Origin of the sequence: Paenibacillus sp. V4I5, from assembly GCF_030817255.1 — a bacterium.
Taxonomy (GTDB): domain Bacteria; phylum Bacillota; class Bacilli; order Paenibacillales; family NBRC-103111; genus Paenibacillus_E.
Map to the genome: position 1 here is coordinate 910,580 of NZ_JAUSZB010000002.1, position 21,354 is coordinate 931,933.

Genomic DNA, 21,354 nt, shown 5'->3' on the forward strand with positions numbered 1-21,354 from the left:
CGGTAACTTCGCGCAAGCCATGATAATGCTTATCAAAGAGGGCTTCCATCTGCATAATTTTCTCATCCAGGTATGTTTTGCGTTGTTCATCACTATCAAAGCAATCCTCTGAAGCAACTGTGCGCCCTCAGGTACAAGAGTATGATCGGTAGCGGAAACGTCGCTGATAAATATCGTCCATCTCATCGCTTGCTACAACTAAGAGTCCGTTTCTTATCAGCTTCTTTTACTTTCGTCTACATTATCATTCCCTTGATTTAATGGAGTATAGGCAGTATACACCAACGCCGTAAAACGTCGAGTCTCAATTAAGCTGGTTTACTTAGTCCCAGCGAGTTCTATGGAATTCAGTTTAAGTGCTTTAATTTATCGGGATTCACTATAATGTAAATTCGTTGAATGGTCTTCGTTTGGGCATCCCATTCAAAACAAATGACCCCGGTTGAAATACCATCTTTGGTTAACAATATTCCTGGTTGATCATTGACCTCGACCAACTGTGCCTTAGATTCGGGAAATCGAGTTGACGAAAGGGCGTTCAAAATGGTGAGCACTCGTTCTCTACTATATATAGGATGGATTGCGGCGGACACTTTTCCTCCACCGTCGGCAATCAATATGACATCCTCTGTTAACATGTCCACCACTGATTGAATGTTACCATTCGAAAGAGCAGAAATGAAACGAGTCACCAATTCATTTTCTTGCAGAAGATGCGTTGATAGCACATCATTTTTTTCTGAGGATAAATCTACTTTTTTCTTGACACGACTGAATATTTTACGGCAATTGACTTCTGACTTGTTAACCATTTCTCCAATTTCACTATGTTCATAGGCAAAGACTTCTCTTAAGATAAACACAGCTCGTTCCAACGGCGTAAGTTTCTCCATAAGAATAAGAAAAGCATAAGAAATCGTATCATGACGCTCAACGCTATCTAACGGACTACGATCGTTGAATCGCACTGTGGGTTCTGGAAGCCAATTACCTACGTAACTTATTCTTTTTTTTCGTGCAGATTTTAATTCGTTCAGACAACGATTGATCATCATTTTGCTCAAGTACGATTTGATATTATTAATGTTGTCATTTAGATATCCATGTATACTTATAAACAAATCTTGAACCATATCCTCTGCATCTGATTTAGAACCAAGCATACGGTAAGCAATTGAAAATAAATGAGGCTTGTAGGTTTTATACAAATCTTCAATGTTATTAAATGATGGATCAATTGTATAACTTTGCATAATATCCACCTTTCTATCCTTCGAAAAATCTCGCACATATCTACTTATTATTAAACAAATCGAAATGATCCATTCCATTAAATAATTAATTTAGGTAAAATAAGCACTTTCGGATTTTGTTTGTAAATTATTATGTAATTTCATTGTTGTTTCCTTCATTTTTTTGGTTTTGTCACTGATAAGACAATTGGCGATGCCAATGTGTGACATAAATCTCAATAAATCTTGAAGAGACGTGTCCCGTGATCCAATATACAAATGAAATTATTCAACGCGTGTTGATTATTTGTCATTCGTTGATAGCGACAAATACGATTTACTAGATAAATGCATTGATGACCATTTGAGCAGCCTGATCACTTTTTGTAGTATAAATGAAGAAAATCGGGGAATAACAAAGCTAACCAGTGAACTTAAGCCAGTATTTGTTTATTTCGAGGAAACTAACTGTTCTTCACCGCCAACTGAATGCCCAATTTGTGGCCTCGGATTCGTTGGTATCGAAGAGTTGTGGATCCGGCATAAAATGCCGCATTCCCCTGAGTATATGGCGGAGCAGCTTAGGAGATTGATTGAGAGAAATGATATCTATCCAGTGAACAAATAGAAAGTCTGCCCTCCGTAAATCGATGACAGCCAAATAACAAATGCAGTCCATTCTCCGATTGGAGTTTGATCTGCATTTGTTTGTCTTGTTCACATCAGCGGATGGCGAATCGTCGCTTTGCATCCTCCATGTTCCCTCTTGGTCAAAGACACCCCATACTTGGTGCCAAAGCGAATATTCAGCCTGCGATTGACATTATATAGTCCAACCCCCCCAGTCTGCCCTGAAGGCAGATCTGGACTGCTCATTCGAGCTTGCCATTCTTCCGAGCACCCAGGTCCGTTATCCTCCACTGTGCAAACCAGCTCATCGCCTTCGATAAAAACGCGGACGAGAATTTTCCCCTGTCCAGTCGGCAGCTTATTGAGCCCATGCCGCACAGAATTCTCTACAAGCGGTTGGATAATTAATTTCAATATCGGCACATTCAAGACACGGGGCTGAACATTCATGATGACTTGAAACGTATCGTGGTTTCGCAATGACTCAATACTCAGATAGCTTTTGACGTGCTCAACTTCCCGCTCGACTGTCGTGAACTCTTCACCGTTATTAATGCTGTATCGAATTAAATTGCTTAACGAGGTGACCATATCCGCAATCGTTACTTCCTTCACGTGATCTGCTCTCCATTTAATCGCGTCGAGCGTATTGTAAAGGAAATGTGGGTTAATCTGATGAATCAACATTTGCATTTCCGTTCGAGACTTCTCGGACTCCATCTGTTTCGTTGTAACGAGCAGTTCCTCTAGGCTGAAAATTAAGGAATTGTACCCTCGTGCCAGCTGACCGATTTCATCGTTGCGTTCTCCATACCTCTCGCTTGGTACTAGCTGTCCCAACTGCGCCTTTTTCATTTGACCGACTACATATTTAATCGGGGAAATAAAACCGTTTGTAATCAGAGCGAGCAGCATCGAAATCAAACCAATACTTACCAGAACGAGCAGTATGGAGAAACGTTTGATCGTCTCCACTGGGCCAATCAAATCCTTCTCAGGGATGGCGGCGACTAGTTTCCATGGTGCATTGGATAGTGGAATATCGGATATGAACATATCTTTTTTCTGGGAAAGTTCCCGATCCGAGCCTGTGTACAAAACGGTTCCGAGATCGTCATCAACGATGTAATGCTGAAAGTTTGGGTATTCCGCTGGCGACAGAAGCTGCTGGTTCACTAATGCTGCCGGAAAGCTCAATTGGATTACCGCCAGAGGCCTTAGATCGGACATCTGCCGAATCATTCTTGCGAAAACGAACGTATCGTTCTGGAAATACCAAAAGCCCCTGCCCTTTAGTCGAATCGCTTTTTGTATCCACTCCGAGTCGGGCGATTTCACTCCTGATTGAATCAGTAAAGAATACGTTTTGTACCTCTCTACATCTGGTGGGTAAATAGACAGCTCATAATTTCCCTTTAATTCATTCATTAACGAGAGTGATCTGCTTAAGAACAAGCGATCCTCAATTTGATTATCAAGCACCTCCAGTTTCTGAGAGGCGATAATCGATTCAGAATGGAGCTCCGTCTGCCAGAAGAATTGCTCGATACGCATTCGATTCTGCTGCAAATTTTCCGTGAGCAAGGCTGATGTAATATGCTCGATTTGTTCGCTGGATTTGTCAAAGTACCACACTCCAAGAATCGCAACCGGCACCGAAACGGACAAAAACAGGAGAATGAACATTTTGACAAATAAGGTGAGATTCCTGATTCTAAACGCTTTCATTTGCCTGATCTAAACTCCTTTGGAGTCATATTCGTTCTCTTTTTGAACAGCTTACCGAAATATTGGATCTCCTGATAACCGATCATTTCAACAATCTCATAAATTTTCAAATGTGTGCTGCGCAGCAAATGCTTCGCTTGTTCGATGCGGATTTCGGTTAAGTAATCCAGAAAATTTTGTCCCGTTTCTTTCTTGAACAGCCTGCTCAGCCATACCGGGTGAATACTCAACTCATCAGCTACGCTCTGAAGGGTAATGGCTTTTCCGTACTTCTCATCGATGATCTGCTTCGCTTTATCAATGATGAAATTCGGCAAGCTAGGATGCTGCTGCTCAGCTACGAGCTTCATCAGTTCGTAAAGATGATCCCGCAGAAGCCGCTTTAAATCATCCACTGTCGGGCAGCGCTCCGCCTTTTCCCAAAGTTCCAGCGTAAAATGGCTGATTTCCATTTCAATCTTCTCTGCAAGATAGGAATGAATTTCCAGGATCCATTCAAAGCATTTGAGCGTCAAATCGCCAGTCTTGTTCACATCCCTGTCTAGCATGAAGTGATGGATGGTTTCCTCCATATACCGGTTGATTAGCTCCGTGTCCCCTTCCAGCACCCCTTCAGCCACCCATTCACTGATAGGTCCTCCATCTTCATAACCGATCCGATCTGTGATATCCGCATAACTGGCGATCCCTCGACTGCTGTTTAATAAGGCAACCTTGAGCGCCTTGCGCGCTTGCTCATAAGCTTCCGAAATGGCTTGAAAAGAGTGCATGCGATTGCTAATTCCAATAGCGGGACTGATATATTGATATTTCAATACCCGTTCATGGATCTCTTCAGCAACCGACTGCTCATGTTCCCATGCAGTAAGGATGACCCAATCATGGTGAATACTGCGGATCATTACGGATGGATGGTAGTTCTTCAACACTTCCTCTGCTATATTGCCAATGGCAAAGAGGTCTAGATTTATATCCTTATCTTCCCTGCCTCTTATATCCTCCCTGTTTATACTTAAAGAAATAGAAACGTAGGACTGTGTCTCCAACCATTGCAAGTTCCACACCTGAAGACGATGATGAATATGCTCCTGCAGCGAAGTCTTTTGCATACACAGCCCCAAAACGAACTTTTCCTTAAGCGCTTCCGTGCCAAGACGTGCGAAGACGGTTTGATTCTTCAGCCGTTCCTGACTAACGAGCTCACGCTGAACCATTTCATATACAAGACTGATTTTTTCGGTAAGTTCCTCTTTAGGTGACGGTTTGAGGATATAATCGACCGCTCCCAATTGAATACTGCGCTGGGCGTACATAAAATTACTGTAGCTGCTGATTACGATCACTTTTGGCAAATAGTCGAACGCTTTTACCGATTCCAACATATCCAAACCTGTCATTTCAGGAAGCAAAATATCCGTCAAAATGATTTCCGGCCTGTATTTTTCGATTAGTAGGAGTGCTTCCTCTGCGGTAGTTACAGCGAAGACTTGGTTAAAAAGCAGCCCACTGTGTTCGATGACCTCTTGAATTCCCCTTAAAATGTCGACCTCGTCCTCTACAACAATGATATTCATGTGATCACCCCCTCAACAATTATAACCTAAGATGCCATGAGCCAGAACACCTATCCGCAAGAAGAAGACCTATATAGCAAGCTACAGGTCTTCTTTCCTACTTTAGCCGATCCGCTTATCCCTTAACCGAGCCTAACGTGATTCCTTTAATAAAGCTTCGCTGCAGCAGCAGGAAGAAAATAATCATGGGAACAGCCGCCAAGGATGCTCCAGCCATTGCATAGCCATAATTCACGTTGTTCTCCGAATACGTAATCGTCGAAATGCCAAGTGGAAGCGTTAGCTTTTCCTTGGACTGCAATATAATAAGCTGCCACAAATAATCATTCCAGGTGTGCATAAATGCGAAGATGGACAGTGCCCCAAGTGCTGGAAGTAGCAGCGGAAGCACAATGGTTGCAAACATTCGGATTTCCCCAGACCCATCGATTCTGGCCGATTCTATAATTTCATCAGGAATTGATTTGGCGAACTGCCGTACAATGAACACCCCGAACGGGAAGGCGATCGCTGGTAGAATAACTCCCAAGTAACTGTCGATCAACCCAAGCTCCCTGCAAATAATGTACAAGGGGACGAGTGTGACTTGAGTCGGCATCATCATCGTCGCAATCACTACAATGAACAATACTTTATCGCCAGGAAACTTTTTCTTGGCATAAGCATATCCCGCCATTGCCGAGAAAATAACAACAAAAACGACGGTTACCAAGCTTGTGAACACACTATTAAACACCCAAAGCGGTGCAGGAGTCGTGGAGAAAATATGCTCGTAATTGACAATCTTAAGCTGGTTCGGAAACCATTCGGGAGGAGTTGCCCAGATCGATACTTGGGATTTAAAAGAGCCTGTAAACATCCAATATAACGGAAAAATAAAAACGATCGAAATGATCAAAAGAAAAGCGTACCTGGAGACAACATGTAATTTCATCCGCTTCATATCTCCTCTATCAAGTCTGCGCTGATGGATTTAATCCAGTTTTGTTTTCATGAGTCGGAATTGCAGCAGCGAGATAATCAAAATTATAAAAAACAGGATAACGCTTTGAGCTGACGCTTTACCGAATTCCAAAGATACGAACGCCGTCCGGTAAATGGTGTACACAAGCGATTCCGTTCCATGAAACGGGCCGCCCCCTGTAATTAAATGGATAACAACGAAAATTTGGAACACACTAATTGTCGAAGTGATCACGATTAATAGCGTCGTATGTGAAATCATCGGAAGTGTAATGCTGAAAAACGTTCTCAGCGCACCTGCCCCGTCAATTTCAGCGGCCTCGTATAGATCCTTTGGCACGCCGTCCATCCCCGACAAATACAGGATGATTGGCTGACCTACCATCCAGGTGACAACGATACCGGAAAGCGCCAAAATCGCGCTTAATTGTCCTGAAAACACATCGACTGAACCGAAGCCAAGTACCTCGGAGAAATACTTGATGATGCCAAAGCTAGGATTGTACATCCAGGCCCACACCAACGATAACACGACCGGCGTACTAACGACTGGCAAATAAAATATAAGCCGAAAAAAGCTTTTGGAAACCTTATGGAATCCCTGCATGAACGCTGCGATGACCAGTGAAATGACGATGACGCAGGGAACGATGATCAGAACAAAATAGAATGTGTTCACGAATGCTTTACGAAACAATTCTTCCCCAAACAAATTGCTATAATTGTCAAATCCAATAAAGACGGAGGAATAAATATCGGCTTCAAAAAAACTTAAGTAAAACGTATAAAACAACGGAAATACTAAAAATACGAATAGAAACAATAAGTTAGGTCCGATAAAAAAGTAACTCCACAGCCATTCGCGAAGCTTCATTTGCAAAACACCTCAGCTATTCCTCATCATGTCGTTAACCGTATAAACATTTTCGTCCCAGTACTGTACGACAGACTAGGACGAAATAATTCTACACCTGTATTCTTACTTCTTAGCTGCCAGTTCGTTCGCATTTTTAACGAAATCGTCTAGCGCCTGCTTCGGGCTCTTCGCCTTCAGGAAGGCTGCTTGCATTTCTGGATAAAACTTTTGTCTTAGCGTTGAGAAGTAGGCTTTGTTTTTACCCAAGTCGACAATTTCCAATTTATTTAACTGCTCAAATACCTCTGCGGCGTCTTTATTCGTAATCTCATAAGTGCCTGATTTACGCGCTGAGATCCCATAAGTTGCCTTATTAATCGCTTTAATGTTCTCCGGTTGGGTCAAGAACTTTACGAACTCGACAGCCATCTTCTTCTTCTCTGGATCGTCCTGTTTAAAGATTGCGTACCCGTTCTCACCTGTAACCGTGATTCGCGGGGTAACCCCTTCTTTCACGACGGGGATAATCCCGAAAGCTTCTACGGACGGATCAACCGCTCCGTTCTTCTTACCTGCTTCCAGATCGCCATAAACTGGGGAAGTGTGATTCAAGATGGCAAGCTTGCCCTGTTTGAAGAGCTCAAAGTTCCCGTTCACATCCATTGTAGCGGTACCCGGAGCAACCAGTCCTTCCTCCTGCAAGCTCAGCATAAAGGAGAGGGCTTCAACACCTTCGGAACTATTGACGGTATATTCCGTGATATCCTTGTTCGCCCACTGGGCTCCTGCGGCAAGCACATTGCTGACCATCAGTTGGTCTGCTTGCTCGTTTTTCGCGAAATAGGCGATGCCATACGTATTTTTGTCAGCTACCTTTTTCAAGGCATCCTTCATTTCATTCCAAGTCCAAGAACGATCCTTAGGTACGGTAACTCCTTTTTTCTCAAAAAATGGTTTTATTCAAAAAGACGACCTGTGGAACGCTGCCTAATGGCAGTGCATACAATTTTCCATTGATCGTTCCCATGTTGAGAAAAGCTTCCTTCCAGTCTGCTTTATCATCTTTGACTACATCATCAAGTTCGATCAACACGTCTTTTCGTGCGTGCTTGCTGATCCGGATCGGAATGTTGTCATATAAAATGTCTGGAGGATTGTTCCCCGCTACAGCCACATTCACCTTCTGCTCAATATCTGAGAAAGGAACGGATTCGACTTTAACGGTAACGTTCGGATGAAGCTTTTGAAATTCCTGCGCCTTCTGCTTTTCCCAGTCTCCATAGTTCTTGCTTTCGTAACCTTCTATATCTTTAAATCCCGTGCCTGCCCACATGGTTAGCGTGATCGGCTTAACGTTCCCTCCAGCTTGCGGCTTTGGATCCTGATTCGATGCACAGCCCGCTGCAACACCTGTAATTAATAAAATAGAGAGTCCTTTTTTTACGATCTTTTCCATGTATTCACCCCTATATCTTTTTGGTAACAAACACGCTGATGTGATTTGTTACTTTGATTATAAAGAAAAACGCAGATCAGTTTAACATGCGTAAATTAGCATTTTACAATACAAAATTAACTTCCTTGGAGACAAACCACCTTCGCTCATCCATAAAACGTTAGACACGACTTGGCAGGAACGCAAAAACATCCCTAACCAAAGTGCTGATCTTACAAACCAGCTAGGTTTCGGGATGCTTTTGTCGCTTTACATTTAAAACAAATCGCGATGGATCTTGACGACCAGCTTCACTAAATGCACGCTGCCCTTAGGATGGCAGTTCGGGCGGTGAACTTCCCCTGGCCAAAATATGCTAAAGTCGCCTGGACGGAGCAAGATGCGTGTCTCGTTCTCGACATGCTCAAACAGCGCATAATCGCTCTCTTCCAGCCGATCCTCCACCATTCTGTTGTTCCCAGTGGCAGAAGCAACGCCCTGCCATTCCTCTCCTTCTACCACGAGATGGATGTCCGCATGCTGCGCGTGAATCTCAGCCAGCTTTTCCTCAAAGGTTCCGGTCGTTGGCGACTGCTTCATAACGAACATTCGCTTTCCATCCATCTCGAGCAAAGAAGGCATGTCAGCGACATTAACTTTCGAGATATAGGCGAGAGCGCGCCGCACGGCTTCACCGTACTGCCCCTGGTTTTGCTCCCATTGGCTGATCCTATCAATAATCAAATCGATCCCTCACTTATGGCCTGCTTTCTGTAACGTTTCAGCACTTCACTCTGTGCATAGAACGATTCAATCTGCTCACGCTCTTCTGTAGTAAATTGCTTCAGCGGCTGCCGGACGGTTGGCGTTGCCAAAATGCCTTGAAGATACAACATATACTTCTCATAAGCGATGACATCGAATTGAATCATATGCGCGATTGCCTCGTTGGCTTCCGCCTGCATCGACTGTATAGACGCCATACGAGGTCGATCCTCTGACACGATTAACTCGTACATTTGAGCGAATAATCCGGGCATCATGTTGAATGTGCTGCCGATGGCGCCGTTCGCACCTGCATATGCACCTGCCGAATACACTTCATCATGTCCATTAAATATGAGAAAATCTTGACCGCACCTAGCGCGGATTTGCTGCATTTCAAACAAATTAAGCGATGTAAATTTAACACCGATACATTGTGGATTTCGACTCATTTGCTCGTAGAAGTCCATCGACAAGCTGACTCCTGTTGCACCTGGAAAATGATAGACGATCATCGGCAGAGACACTGCCGCCATAATAGCTTCATAATGCTCGCGTATTTCTTTCATTGAAACTTTATAATAAAAAGGAACAACCGCCGATACCGCATCGACACCTTGAAGCTCGGCATGTTTGGCTAGATTAATTGACTCCATCGTACTGATGCAGCCTACATGCGAAATAATTGTCACGCGACCGGCTGCTGCTCGTACAACTACTTCCAACACTTGCTTGCGTTCCTCACTTGTCAAAATAAACCCTTCGCCTGTACTGCCACCTACATAAAATCCATGAATACCTTGTTCGATTTGATGCTCAACCAGACGTGTCAAAGAATCAAAGTCAATCGCACCATTCTCGTACATTGGAGTCAGAAGCGCTGTAAAGATGCCGCGAAACGAATCGCGGTTTTTGATTGGATTGGTCATTGGGTTCGCCCTCTCTCATGCGCTGCGGCGCATCTATAGTTTGTTTGTGATGACTGTATTGTAGCTCGCTGGGCGACAGTGCATAGTTCATTTTTTTATAAAACCTTTCATTTCTTTACGAAAACGAAGCAAGTATAATAGAGCTAGGAGGCGAAACAGCATACCATGTATCCACAATACCTTTTCGAATACCCAAATATCGATTCGGACTTTCCTTTTCATATGAAAAAAAAGAGATACACCTCTGTTCCCTCCCATCGTCACGATTTCATCGAATTTTCATTCGTCTTGGAAGGAAAAGGCATAGAGCGAATTAATGGGACCGAGCATGATCTGCTCCCTGGCACGATCGTGCTCCTGCTTCCTTACCAGATTCACGAATACCGGGCCCATACAGATGAGACGCTGCAGATGTACATCTGCAATTTCGATATGAAGCTGCTCACCGCAGGTCCCGAATCCGCTTGGGGTTTGCATGAGCTTTTACTAGGCAGAGACAACGCTCAACCGGCCTATATTCACTTACAAGGCAAAGCCTATGAGGAAGGACTGCAGCTGTGGGAACGGCTATATCAGGAGCATGAATCATCGCTCGCTTGGAGGCCGATCATGCTCAGAGCACTGCTGCTGGAGGCATTGTCGCTGTTTGTCCGAAACAGTGGTCAACACGACCAGAACCAGACCGAGAAACAGCGTTCTGTATCTTCAAACGGCATTTGGCCGGTTGTGCAGTATGTCTACGACCATTACCTAGATCCATTATCGTTAACGTCATTATCCGAGCGTTTTCATATGCACCCAACTTGGCTAAGTACACAATTTGGAGAAGCACTCGGCATCAATTTTGTTGATTTCCTTCACGAACTTCGAATTCGGCATGCCTGCAGCCTGCTGATTTCCTCCGACCTGCCCATTTCACAGGTCGCATTTGAGTCCGGGTTTTCCTCATATCCCACATTTTCTCGCGCGTTTCTTCGCATTAAAGGGATGACCCCGCGTCAATACCGGGAGCAGCAGGGTCAAGTACGGCATTGAAGGCAGTGCTTGACCCTGCATATTGTCCTCTACGACGATTCCGCCGACAATAAGAAATCGTTGAGAGAAAGACCGTTTGGTATGATCATGACGGAGACTGCCGGATTTGCTCACCAAAGTGCCAAACATACGATCGATTTCGCTCATCCAAATCGTGGCGCTGCCGTCTTCGTGTTCCTGCTTCTTCAGACGCCTCAGAAACTTTCGCTCCATTTGGGCCCCCGAGACTACCCTTTATGCCTTCTCTGGGACGCAAAACCCGCTAACTTGCCTTATCTCAGCAGCTTAGAGGTCCTATTCAGACGTCTCGCGCCACTTTCGCTGCATTCGAGCCTCCGAGACAGCCTTTTCTGCCTTCTCACGACGCAAAACCCGCTAACTTGCCTTCTCCCAGCACCTGAGAGGACCTTTTCAGACGTCTCGCGCCACTTTCAATGCATTCGAGCCTCCGAGACAGCCTTTTCTGCCTTCTCAGGACGCAAAACCCGCTAACTTTCCTTCTCTCAGCACCTGAGAGGACCTTTTCAGACGTCTCGCGCCACTTTCGCTGCATGCGAACCTCCGAGAAAGCCTTTTCTGCCTTCTCAGGATTTACATACTACTTTACTTAGAGTATCTGAAAAGAGCATTTTTGGCCTCTCACTCTATGGAGGTTCCAGAGGTATCCTCCGATTTATGCGTTTTCTCACTATCAAGTCACTCCCACGCGTTCCCCGCACTTTGCGATGAATACATCCGTTTCCAAGGCATCCCAATAAGAAGAACCAGCTCAGTCTTTGGTTGAGAGTGTTTATAAATGTTGATGCAAAGCAATCTAAACGCGAGAAAAACATAGTTACGTACTTGGGAATAAACCGACACTTGGCCAACGCCCTGCAGGTGTATATCCGATTTCATGGTAAACCTTACGAGGAAGGCTTAAGCCTTCATAATCTCCGGAATCAATTCGTAAGCGATAGACCGCAAACGCTCAGCTTCGAATTCCGGAATACTCCGGTACGGCCAGCGCATTCTGCTGCCCACATCTGACCTTCCGCCGATGACCGACATAAGCTTGTCACAGGCTGCATTACAATAGCCTTGCTCCGTGATGAAAGGAGCGATATAATCCGCCATGAACCCTCGAATCCTCATCTCAATCTCAAGTGCGCGAGGAAGGTCAGAGGTCATTAGGTCGTACCAGCGCTGTGCCCCGAGCGGGTTGAGACAACCAACATTTGAGTAGGCTCCATGAGCACCCTGTGAATAGCCGGTGTCGAGGTAATGGCCCGGAACGAAGATAGAAATACCTTGTGCATACAGCTTCATGGCTTCATACCACGCCGAGTCGCCTCCGGCCAGCTTGATGCCGACTAGACTCGGTACCGCCTGCTTCAGCTTGCCGTATACCTCTGGGACTAATACCCGCTTGGCGTGTGGCGGATTGTACAGCACAAGTCCGATGCCGTCAGCCGCCTCCGCCATCCGCTTCAAACAGTCGATTACTTCGTCGTCTTTAAGTGGAAACCAGTCGGACAGGATCACCTGAATGGCGCCCGGCCGGTACGTCACCGCACGCTTAATCCATTCCAGGGAGAGCTGCGGGCTCATATGGCTCGCACCGATTTGAAACGGCACGCCATTACGCTCACATCGGTCTGCCACAAGCTCGCTGATACGGATGTACTCCTCCTCGCTTTGAGTGTAAAACTCTCCAGCCGTTCCGTTTGTGTAAATCCCATTCAGCCCGAGTCCCGCCAAGTAATCGACGACTTGCTCCAATCGGATAAAGTCAATTCGATCATCCTCGTTTACGGGAAGCATCAGAGTTCCCCAGTTTCCTACAATTTCATGTCCAGCCATTGGTTTCATAGGTTTACGCTCCTTCTCTTTGAGAAAAGGCCAACAGCCCATTATGGATGGGCATATTGGCCTTTCCTATTATTCCGCTGCCAGTAAAAAGTCGTCTTCTCGGAGGCTGTACCCCCGGATTTGCCCCTTCGGCGCGTCGTCAACAATGTACTGCACAACGTAGATTTCCCCATCCTCAAACTGCACCCATCCGGAGTAGCCGAGATCGGCCACAGGACTGCGGTCAAAATCGACCGGCAAGATCCGTGTCCACTGATCGCGCCGGTCCTGCGCCTTGGCTGATTCCTGATCCGTCAAAGCAGCAAAGAAATTTTGCGTCCATGTGCCGAGCCATCCCTTACCGCCCTGCATGAACCGATATGTGATAAGCACGCGTCCGCTCTGCAACAAACCGGATATTGGTCGATGGCATCCTGGCAGCGGCATTCGAAACAGACCTATCCAGCTTTCTCCCTGGTCGTAGGATATCGATTTATAACAATCCCAGCCTTCACCGGAGTTTTCCCGCAAAAAGGCCACCAGCGTACCGTCCTCAAGCGGAAGGATACTTACCTCACAAAGCTTCAAACCTTCCTGATACGCAACGAGAACTGGTTCCGACCAATCCTTCCCTTGATTATCGGAATACCGGAGCCGTTGACCGTCGGAGGAGTGGGCCGACAGCAGCCATCAACCCGACGGGAGCTCACAGAGCTTTTCGGGGACTATCCCCTCAAGCGGAGTCTAGATCGGTCCCGTCCAGTTCGTTCCTTCGGCGTTACCGATCCATAAGTCAGGCGTGTAGCGGACCTATTCCCGTGGTGGGTGCATTGTGAGAATACACAAACGAGCTTTCCGCCAACCGTCAACGTCACATCTGGCCATGCCTCATACCAAACATCATCGCGGCTTACTGCAAATTTTAGTATCATTTCTTCTCCATCTTTTCTTGATAACATTAAGGCTTGACTCATTGCTCATTAATAGGATTGGTCATGTTTCACCGATACAACGGCAGTCTTGCTTGTCACATGTCCAGCTTGGTCCGTAACCGTATATTCAATCGTATAGATACGTCCTGTACCGTTCCCATTACGTTCGGCTCGCAGCAAGAAAGTTCGATCATCTGTTCCGTACTCCACATTCTGGATATCACTTTCTTGATCCAACTTTCCTTTCTTGTCGTCCGTTTCGTTACTTGTGATAGAGACAAGCTTAATTTCAGCTACGCCGGATCGTTCATCGATCGCTTGGATGTCCACCTGAATTGGAACCAATTCACCGTTTGGCGGCCATAACTCCGTTTTATCCAGCACCATGTTTAGTCTTGGAGCAATCTTGTCGATACGGAACGTCATGCTCTTGGAATCTTCGATATTACCCGCCCGGTCCACACTGCGGTACTCCAACAGCTGCGTTCCTTCCTCCGAAACAGTAAACGCTCCCTCGTAAGCTTTCCAGTCCCCGCTGTTCAGCCGATATTCTGTTCGAGCAACTCCGGAAAAATCATCATACACGGAAAGCGTCACTGTTGCATCAGAGGTATACCAGCCGTTCGTACCGTTCGGTTCGCCGGGTTCTACAGCAGCCTGAGTTACCGGTTTCAACTTGTCGATATGCCAATAATGCTTTCGGACGTCCGCTTCATTCATTGCGTATTTGTAAATCTTCAACTCATCCATGTACCCTTTCCAATCACGGTTGGCAACCGTCCCTTTGTCATACCCAACCAACGGGGGAGCACTTGGGTTTGTAACATTCATCGTGGGACTGTCGTATTTGGCGGAAGTGGCAGCCCATTCGCCGTTGACGTAAATTTTATTCACGGATCCGTCTCGGACAACCGTAATGTTCGTCCATACGCCAGTCTTGACGAGTCCGGCTGCTGTGGCAATGCCCACTTCACGCCCGGATGGCTGACCCGCCATATTCATACGGACTGCTCCGGTATTATGCACAGCAAACCACCATTGCGGAACTTTACTGCCTGCCTTGCCATACCAATACAAAACGTGCATGGGCTGAAACAACGCCTCGGGGTTGACCCATACCGAGAATGTAAAGTCATCCGTTCCGGGATGCAAATCCTCCTCGTTCGTAATCTCTACATTGGCCCGGGTACCGTTCAAGTACAACGCATTTCCGTCCAAGCCGGGACGAAGTTCAGCACCGTTATGCATGACCCCGCTATGTCCCTTACCGGTCAAATCCACGATGCCGTTCGCATCCGTTTGATCGAAATCCCAATGCACCAGCGGGTCTGGCGTTGGTCTTGTTCGATCGAGGTGAAGGGTATACTGCCGGACTCTCTGACCGAGCTTCGCCTCGATCGAAATAGCTTGCAAATCACCTAAAAGGATTGTTACCGGCTGTCCAGCCGCTGCTGGATTACCGTTTACTGTAATGTCGATGTTGGTACCCGACGTTACTGGAGTTAAAGTCAATTGTTCGGTTCCACTGTACAAAGCTAGAGAATATTCCGAGATATCGCCTCGGAACACGGGAGTAAGGCTGCCGTCGGAAAACAGCAAGTTGTCGAGATCCGGTTCTTCCACTTGGAACCATTCGAGATTGAATGTTGCAAACATGATTTTGTCATAGGGTGTGTACTCGCCTCCCTCGAAGAGTAAGGAGACTTTTCCATCCGGCAAAATCGCCAGTGAGGAATAAGCCGAAGGCCCTTTGTAAGCCATCTTGGACGTCGACCACGTTTGCCCATCGTCATTGCTGATTCGAACAGTCATTTTATCCCTACTCACCGTATCTGCTGGGTTCGCGAAAAGTAACATGCGGTTACCCACCCCGTTATCAGCGGGCATATATCGGATGATGCTCGCCTCGCAGATCGGATCAATCAGTGTGTCATCGTAATATATCGGGGACCATGTAGCTCCTTGATCGGGACTGGTCGATATTCCCCGCCTTCTTATCTCCTGGTGGCTGGATAATCGGTCGTTGCGCATCAGGGTCCCGTCCGTCAATTCCACGACGGTTGGTTCACCCAAGCCGGGCGGCAGCTTTCCGCTCTCGTACCATGTCACGCCATGATCATCGCTTTGAATGTTTCGATCAATAGCCGGAATCACAAGTCTTCCCTTAGCCGCACCTTGTTGAAGCTGGATGCCGATCCCCGGACCCGTTCCGTCCCATCGGGTGTTCGGAGCCTGCACTTCGCTAAAGCGATTGACCGGCTGTGTCCATGTCGCTCCATCGTCATCACTGTAGGTGCTCCATATCGTGCGCACGCCACGACTCGTTCCATTCACGATTGTACCGTATGTATCCGGAGCGTAGTTTTGGGTAACGAACAACCATATTCGGCCCGTGCTCTCATCCTGCACCGGCGATGGGTTGCCGCACGTATCAACCCCAGCGTCGCAAATGATCTGCAGCGGCAGCCACGTTCTGCCTTGATCGAAGCTGCGTTTCAGCACCAGGTCAATATTTCCATTATCAGCAGCGCTGTTTTTGCGTCCTTCGGCAAACGCCAACAGCGTCCCAGACTGAGTCGTTAAGAGCGAAGGAATACGAAACGTGTTGTATCCTTCCGTTCCTGCAACATACAAATCCATGTTTTGAAAATAAGGGTCCTCTGCTGGGGAAGCTTCCGCTACTTGGCTTTCGCCGATCAATGAGCGCGGAATTTGAACAAGAGCAAACACGATGATGAAAACGAATAAGATCGATTTTCTCAACATTATTACAAACCCCTTCCTTAAAATGTTTAATGGTTGGAATTATCAATTTCTGGAAAAGCAGGCCATCGTGATACGCTCGTAAGGTCTCTCTTCGCCACACTCGTAAAGACAAAACACTGTACCGTCCTTGGCAATCGCCAAGTCGGAATAAGCAGCAGGTCCTTCATGGAGTACCTTCTCCATCGTCCAGGAACGTCCACCGTCCATACTCGCCTTAACTGTCATGTTGCTCCGTTTCACGCTGGCTGGGTTGGAGAAAAGAATGCCCCCTCGCCCATCTTCGATTACGCTGCCTTGGCATACTGGCTCGATCAACGCTTCGTCGATAGTGATCTCCGACCAAGTAAGGCCTCCGTCGAGACTCCAAGCAGAAGCGCGCCGGTTTTGGCCGTGATAGCTTCGCATGTTAATATACACCGAGCCGTCCGGCAATTCCGCGAGTGCGCATTCGTTCGTGTTTAATCCGACGATACCGCCAATTTGCCATTTAGCTCCATGATCGTCACTATAGATGACATGCGCGGTGTACGGACCCGACGAACTTGTCTCTGGGTTCAATACAGCGTGATTGCACGGCACAATTAACCGACCGCTCTGCAGCTGCACGGCATGGCACGGACCTGTTGCGTACCAAGTCCACTCGGGCCGCTTCACGTCCGCCGTAATGTCCTTCGGATCCGTCCAAGTCACGCCATCATCGTCACTCTTTATTAAGAGCACTTCCCTCATCGCTTTCCCCGCCAAAATATCTTTCTCATGACCATCTCCCGCATTCCGGCAAAGCAGCAGCCAGATCGTGCCCGTCTCCTGGTCCTGAACCGGACACGGATTTCCAATCGTACTAGTACCGTCCCCTGCGATGATCTGAATCGGCTCCCAAGTATCTCCGTTATCCAAACTTCTTCGAAGTGCCACATCGATTTCGCCGGCATCGCCAGCTCCGCTTTTTCGTGCCTCGCAGAAAGCAAGCACCGTTCCCTCCCGTGTCACAAGTAAGGACGGAATGCGGAATGTGTGATAACCACACTCTCCAGATATGAATAGGTTTTGTTTATCAAGCACCTAATGCTCTCCTCTCAAAATTAACCTTTGATGGAACCTACCATCATGCCTTTGACGAAATATTTTTGGATAAACGGATACACAAACAAGATGGGAAGTGTACTTATCATCACAACCGCCGATTTTAAAGATGCGGCAGGAGGCGGATCTCGAATGTATTCCACCTGCGTTTCATCTTGTAAGAGTCCAGTTAACAAAATATTGCGCATGATCACTTGAATCGGAAGCAAGCTTTGACTATTAATGTAAATGGAGGCACCGAACCAATCATTCCAATGATGTACGGTGTAAAAGAGTCCAATTGTGGCAATAGCCGGCATGGAGAGCGGAATAATGATTTTCCATAGAATCACCGCCGGAGTTGCGCCGTCTATGATCGCCGATTCCTCCAATTCTTCCGGTAAAGCTAAGAAGAAGTTCCGCATAATAAACAAATTCCACGCGCTGATTAATCCAGGAATAACTAGCACCCACAGTGTATCCTTCAAACCTATTTTATCGATCAGCATATAGGTCGGAATCAGGCCGCCATGAAAAATCATCGTGATAAAAATAATCAGCACAAAAGTGTTGCGGCCAGGAAGCGTTCTTCTCGACAATCCGTATGCCAAAGTCGCAGTAAAAAGCAAATTGAGGAACGTACCGACAGTAATCCGAAAAAACGTCACTTTATAAGCGTTGTAGATGATCATTCCACGGTTCAACAGCATGTCGTAGGCGCCGAAATCGATCTTTTCCGGAATGAGGACGAACGCTCCCCTTCTCATCGATTCTTCGGCACTTATGAACGAAGTCGAAAACACCGCCAAGAAAGGAATCAGAAACAGCAGAGATAATACAGCCAGGATTAAGATATTAAACACATCGAATGTGTGTTCGCCAACGGTAGGTTTGATTGCGCTCATCGACCCGTCACCCCCTACCAGATTCCTGTCTGGTTCATTTTTTTAGCGATATAGTTGGCTCCCAGAATGAGGAACATGGCCAGGACGTTTTTGAACAATCCGACCGCCGTCGCGAAGGAGTAGTCTAACTTCGACAACCCTTCCCGATACACATAGGTGTCGATAATATCCGCCACTTCGTAAACCGCTGGAGAATACAACAGCAGTACCTTCTCGAACCCGGCATTCAGCAAACCGCCGATCGACAGAATGAGTAAGAGAACCATCACTGGAGCAATTCCTGGCAGCGTAATATGCCACGCTTGCCGCGTACGGCCAGCGCCGTCCATCTTCGCCGCCTCATAAAGTCCGGGATCGATCCCTGTCATGGCTGCCAAATACAAAATGCTTCCCCATCCGATCGTCTGCCACACATGTGAAATAATCAAAACACTTCTGAAGTAAATGGGATCCCCTAGAAAATGAATCGGTTCACCGCCGAATTGAACGATGATGGCATTCACCATACCTCCGTCAGTGGACAACACCATCATCGCCAATCCAGCAACGACGACAGTGGAGATGAAGTGCGGCAAATAAGAAATCGTCTGCACGATTCTTTTGTACACCGCATGTCTCAATTCATTCAGAAGCAGTGCTAGAAGGACAGAAGCAGGAAAACCGAACAGCAGCTTATAACCGCTGATCAATAAAGTATTCCGCATCACATTCCAAAAATAATAGGAGTTCCAAAAACGGATGAAATGTTTAAACCCAACCCATTCACTTGTGAAAATTGCGCTTACACCCTCGAATGGGGATATATCCTTAAAAGCGACAATGATACCAAACATAGGGATATAGTCGAAAATCAAAAAATAAAGCATGCCGGGTATGATCAAATAATAATAAAATCGATGCATCTTGATAGCCGACCATAACCTCTTCTTGGCAGCCTGCGGGCGGCTAGAGGATTTTAAAATCGCCGCATTCGTTGATGTCAAAAGCGTTTCCTCCTTTCAGAACGTTCCACGGCAGCCTACACAGGAAACCAATTAGCCGCAAGCCGCCGTATAACGATCTCTTCAGCCGTCTTACTTCTTCTTTTCGTTAAACTGCCGCGTATATTCAGTGATCCACTTGTCAAGCCCCGCCTTATTCAGCTGGTCGATGAATTTATCAAACTCACCGAGTGGTCTTGCCCCCGTCACGAATTTTACCAACTCTTCGTTTCTCAACCGTTCAATATCCCCAAGCGTCGGAATATTTTCCTGCAGCTTTTTCTTGTCGTACATAATCGTGGCGTCTACCGCTATTTTTGCAACATCAAGCTTTAATGCTTCTTTCGTTAAATAATCGGCATGCATTTTCTTTACTGGATCCTGGAACGCATATTTCAACTCCGTCGCCGTGCCCAGAGATACGAAATATTCACCTGCGTACTGAAGGTCTTTGCTTTTCAGTTGGATATCAAACTTGCTGTCTCCGATATAGCTCCAGTTCGTGCCGAATGCGGCCGTAAGTGAATTCGTCGGGATATCTTGATATTGATGGTTAATAAATTTCATGACGGCTTCTGGATTCTTTGCCTTTTTCGTAATCACCATGGAGGCGGTGTTACCCGAGGAAGCTGTCATCAGCTTGCCTTTAGGACCTTGAATTCCCCGGATCATTTCATAGTTGGCGTCGACCGGCAGATTCGGTTTAATTTGCGGGAACAACAGCGTAATCCGCGAATACCACATGGACGAAGTGCCGACTCGATTCGTTTTCAGCAATTCCATGGGATCGAACTTGGCGAACGCTTCTTTATAGATATAGCCCTTCTGATACCAATCAGCCAGCTTCGCGACAAAATCTTTGAAACCGGGAGCGAGCTCCACCGGCTTTAGCTTTTGATCAGCGGGATCGACCCAGTTGCTGTTTCCGTGCTCAACGAATCCGCCCATGATTGCGTTCCTAATACCGGGCAAATCCGTCATCATCGGTATCGTATCGTCTTTCCCGTTCCCATCAGGATCCTTTTCTTTAAACGCTTTCAAAACGGTTTCCAACTCATCGATCGTTTGCGGCATTTTCAGATCCAGCTTCTTCAACCAATCCGAACGAATCCAGATCGGATAGTGTACAGCTGGTTCTCCTCTCGGAATACCCCATATTTTCCCGTCTTTGTCCTTCATATACGCCCAGGCTTTCTCGCCCCATGCCTTCTTGATGTCCTGTCCGTATTTATCCAACAAATCATTAAGCGGAATGATCGCACCTTTCGAGGCATAATCGTCCCAATTTGCTTGGAATGTATCGACTTCATCGCTAGAACCGCCCAAGAGTAGGTTTAGCTTTTCCTTTGATGCATCCCCACCTTGGGGAGGAATGATGGCAATGGGCTCGATACCCAGCTTCTCCATATACATCTTTTTCATCTCTTCCAGCTTTTCCGGCACGCTCCCTTCCGGCTTCTGGTTTAATGCCCCCGTGTTTTGGTAAATGTAGATTTTGGGTATTACCTTCGATGTGTTCCCTTTTGGAGATTCATTTGCAGTACCCTTAGGGTCCGTGGTGGTGCCACTAGAGCATGCCGCTAGTGTGAATGCGGATAGCAGCACGATTGCGGTAACGCTGACAACTTTTCTAACCATTCCTGTTCCTCCCTTGTTTTCCTTCGATCCCCAGATCCATTCATCCGAACCTTGAGTCTGAGCCAACAATAGCAATGTATGTAAGCGTTTTAAA

18 protein-coding genes are annotated in these 21,354 nt (G+C 46.6%); 2 read left to right on the forward strand and 16 right to left on the reverse strand.

Features of this window, described 5'->3' with window-relative positions; translation table 11 throughout:
* Window positions 1–347 precede the first annotated feature (347 nt).
* On the reverse strand, window positions 348–1,253 hold the full coding sequence (locus tag QFZ78_RS06200) for an RNA polymerase sigma-70 factor (protein WP_307546155.1): 906 nt from the start codon (window positions 1,251–1,253) through the stop codon (window positions 348–350).
* A gap of 343 nt (window positions 1,254–1,596) precedes the next feature.
* Between QFZ78_RS06200 and QFZ78_RS38465 the strand changes: the two genes are divergently transcribed.
* Window positions 1,597–1,860, forward strand: a complete 264-nt coding sequence (locus QFZ78_RS38465; protein ID WP_373461105.1) for a TetR-like C-terminal domain-containing protein — start codon at window positions 1,597–1,599, stop codon at window positions 1,858–1,860.
* A gap of 89 nt (window positions 1,861–1,949) precedes the next feature.
* On the opposite strand, the gene QFZ78_RS06205 is transcribed toward QFZ78_RS38465, so the two are convergent.
* The 8 genes from QFZ78_RS06205 to QFZ78_RS06240 all read right to left on the reverse strand — a co-directional run bounded on the left by QFZ78_RS06205 (window position 1,950) and on the right by QFZ78_RS06240 (window position 10,112).
* Complete coding sequence (locus QFZ78_RS06205; RefSeq protein ID WP_307546156.1) at window positions 1,950–3,590, reverse strand: sensor histidine kinase; 1,641 nt, start codon at window positions 3,588–3,590, stop codon at window positions 1,950–1,952.
* On the reverse strand, window positions 3,587–5,164 hold the full coding sequence (locus QFZ78_RS06210) for a response regulator (RefSeq protein ID WP_307546157.1): 1,578 nt from the start codon (window positions 5,162–5,164) through the stop codon (window positions 3,587–3,589). The genes QFZ78_RS06205 and QFZ78_RS06210 overlap by 4 nt, the downstream gene beginning before the upstream one ends.
* Before the next feature lie 115 nt (window positions 5,165–5,279).
* On the reverse strand, window positions 5,280–6,098 hold the full coding sequence (locus QFZ78_RS06215) for a carbohydrate ABC transporter permease (RefSeq protein ID WP_307546158.1): 819 nt from the start codon (window positions 6,096–6,098) through the stop codon (window positions 5,280–5,282).
* A 39-nt stretch (window positions 6,099–6,137) separates the two neighbouring features.
* Window positions 6,138–7,001 carry a carbohydrate ABC transporter permease gene (locus tag QFZ78_RS06220; RefSeq protein ID WP_307546159.1) on the reverse strand — a complete coding sequence of 288 codons (864 nt, stop codon included), beginning with the start codon at window positions 6,999–7,001 and terminating at the stop codon, window positions 6,138–6,140.
* 105 nt (window positions 7,002–7,106) lie between these two features.
* Entirely contained in the window at window positions 7,107–7,943 is an 837-nt protein-coding gene (locus QFZ78_RS06225) for an extracellular solute-binding protein (RefSeq protein WP_307555516.1), read from the reverse strand.
* On the reverse strand, window positions 7,927–8,439 hold the full coding sequence (locus QFZ78_RS06230; RefSeq protein WP_307546160.1) for an ABC transporter substrate-binding protein: 513 nt from the start codon (window positions 8,437–8,439) through the stop codon (window positions 7,927–7,929). Before QFZ78_RS06230 ends, QFZ78_RS06225 begins: the two co-directional genes overlap by 17 nt.
* Before the next feature lie 255 nt (window positions 8,440–8,694).
* Entirely contained in the window at window positions 8,695–9,162 is a 468-nt protein-coding gene (locus tag QFZ78_RS06235; protein ID WP_307546161.1) for a NanQ anomerase/TabA/YiaL family protein, read from the reverse strand.
* A complete protein-coding gene (locus tag QFZ78_RS06240; RefSeq protein ID WP_307546162.1) occupies window positions 9,159–10,112 on the reverse strand; it encodes an N-acetylneuraminate lyase in 954 nt (317 codons plus the stop codon). The genes QFZ78_RS06235 and QFZ78_RS06240 overlap by 4 nt, the downstream gene beginning before the upstream one ends.
* A 165-nt stretch (window positions 10,113–10,277) precedes the next feature.
* Here QFZ78_RS06240 and QFZ78_RS06245 point away from each other — a divergent pair, with 165 nt between their 5' ends.
* Window positions 10,278–11,147 (forward strand): AraC family transcriptional regulator, encoded by an 870-nt coding sequence (locus QFZ78_RS06245; RefSeq protein WP_307546163.1) that lies wholly within the window; start codon window positions 10,278–10,280, stop codon window positions 11,145–11,147.
* A gap of 918 nt (window positions 11,148–12,065) precedes the next feature.
* On the opposite strand, the gene QFZ78_RS06250 is transcribed toward QFZ78_RS06245, so the two are convergent.
* The 7 genes from QFZ78_RS06250 to QFZ78_RS06280 all read right to left on the reverse strand — a co-directional run bounded on the left by QFZ78_RS06250 (window position 12,066) and on the right by QFZ78_RS06280 (window position 21,260).
* Window positions 12,066–12,998 carry a dihydrodipicolinate synthase family protein gene (locus QFZ78_RS06250; protein ID WP_307546164.1) on the reverse strand — a complete coding sequence of 311 codons (933 nt, stop codon included), beginning with the start codon at window positions 12,996–12,998 and terminating at the stop codon, window positions 12,066–12,068.
* Window positions 12,999–13,067: 69 nt separating this feature from the next.
* The gene (locus QFZ78_RS06255) at window positions 13,068–13,517 is read right to left on the reverse strand and encodes a hypothetical protein (protein WP_307546165.1); all 450 of its coding nucleotides are present in this window, start codon (window positions 13,515–13,517) and stop codon (window positions 13,068–13,070) included.
* A gap of 440 nt (window positions 13,518–13,957) precedes the next feature.
* A complete protein-coding gene (locus QFZ78_RS06260) occupies window positions 13,958–16,675 on the reverse strand; it encodes an exo-alpha-sialidase (RefSeq protein ID WP_307546166.1) in 2,718 nt (905 codons plus the stop codon).
* A gap of 42 nt (window positions 16,676–16,717) precedes the next feature.
* Window positions 16,718–17,737 carry a sialidase family protein gene (locus QFZ78_RS06265; RefSeq protein WP_307546167.1) on the reverse strand — a complete coding sequence of 340 codons (1,020 nt, stop codon included), beginning with the start codon at window positions 17,735–17,737 and terminating at the stop codon, window positions 16,718–16,720.
* A 20-nt stretch (window positions 17,738–17,757) separates the two neighbouring features.
* Window positions 17,758–18,642, reverse strand: coding sequence for a carbohydrate ABC transporter permease (locus tag QFZ78_RS06270; protein WP_307546168.1), 885 nt, complete (start codon window positions 18,640–18,642; stop codon window positions 17,758–17,760).
* 14 nt (window positions 18,643–18,656) lie between these two features.
* On the reverse strand, window positions 18,657–19,625 hold the full coding sequence (locus tag QFZ78_RS06275) for an ABC transporter permease (RefSeq protein ID WP_307546169.1): 969 nt from the start codon (window positions 19,623–19,625) through the stop codon (window positions 18,657–18,659).
* Window positions 19,626–19,715: 90 nt separating this feature from the next.
* Window positions 19,716–21,260 (reverse strand): extracellular solute-binding protein, encoded by a 1,545-nt coding sequence (locus tag QFZ78_RS06280; protein ID WP_307546170.1) that lies wholly within the window; start codon window positions 21,258–21,260, stop codon window positions 19,716–19,718.
* Window positions 21,261–21,354 lie beyond the last annotated feature (94 nt).

Bases quoted from the DNA above. Each gene is read 5' to 3' on its own strand.
- QFZ78_RS06230 (WP_307546160.1), bottom strand. From the start codon at position 8,439: ATGGAAAAGATCGTAAAAAAAGGACTCTCTATTTTATTAATTACAGGT.
- QFZ78_RS06220 (WP_307546159.1), bottom strand. From the start codon at position 7,001: ATGAAGCTTCGCGAATGGCTGTGGAGTTACTTTTTTATCGGACCTAAC.
- QFZ78_RS06280 (WP_307546170.1), bottom strand. From the start codon at position 21,260: ATGGTTAGAAAAGTTGTCAGCGTTACCGCAATCGTGCTGCTATCCGCA.
- QFZ78_RS06240 (WP_307546162.1), bottom strand. From the start codon at position 10,112: ATGACCAATCCAATCAAAAACCGCGATTCGTTTCGCGGCATCTTTACA.
- QFZ78_RS06200 (WP_307546155.1), bottom strand. From the start codon at position 1,253: ATGCAAAGTTATACAATTGATCCATCATTTAATAACATTGAAGATTTG.
- QFZ78_RS06245 (WP_307546163.1), top strand. From the start codon at position 10,278: ATGTATCCACAATACCTTTTCGAATACCCAAATATCGATTCGGACTTT.
- QFZ78_RS06250 (WP_307546164.1), bottom strand. From the start codon at position 12,998: ATGAAACCAATGGCTGGACATGAAATTGTAGGAAACTGGGGAACTCTG.
- QFZ78_RS06260 (WP_307546166.1), bottom strand. From the start codon at position 16,675: ATGTTGAGAAAATCGATCTTATTCGTTTTCATCATCGTGTTTGCTCTT.
- QFZ78_RS06210 (WP_307546157.1), bottom strand. From the start codon at position 5,164: ATGAATATCATTGTTGTAGAGGACGAGGTCGACATTTTAAGGGGAATT.
- QFZ78_RS06205 (WP_307546156.1), bottom strand. From the start codon at position 3,590: ATGAAAGCGTTTAGAATCAGGAATCTCACCTTATTTGTCAAAATGTTC.
- QFZ78_RS06215 (WP_307546158.1), bottom strand. From the start codon at position 6,098: ATGAAATTACATGTTGTCTCCAGGTACGCTTTTCTTTTGATCATTTCG.
- QFZ78_RS06270 (WP_307546168.1), bottom strand. From the start codon at position 18,642: ATGAGCGCAATCAAACCTACCGTTGGCGAACACACATTCGATGTGTTT.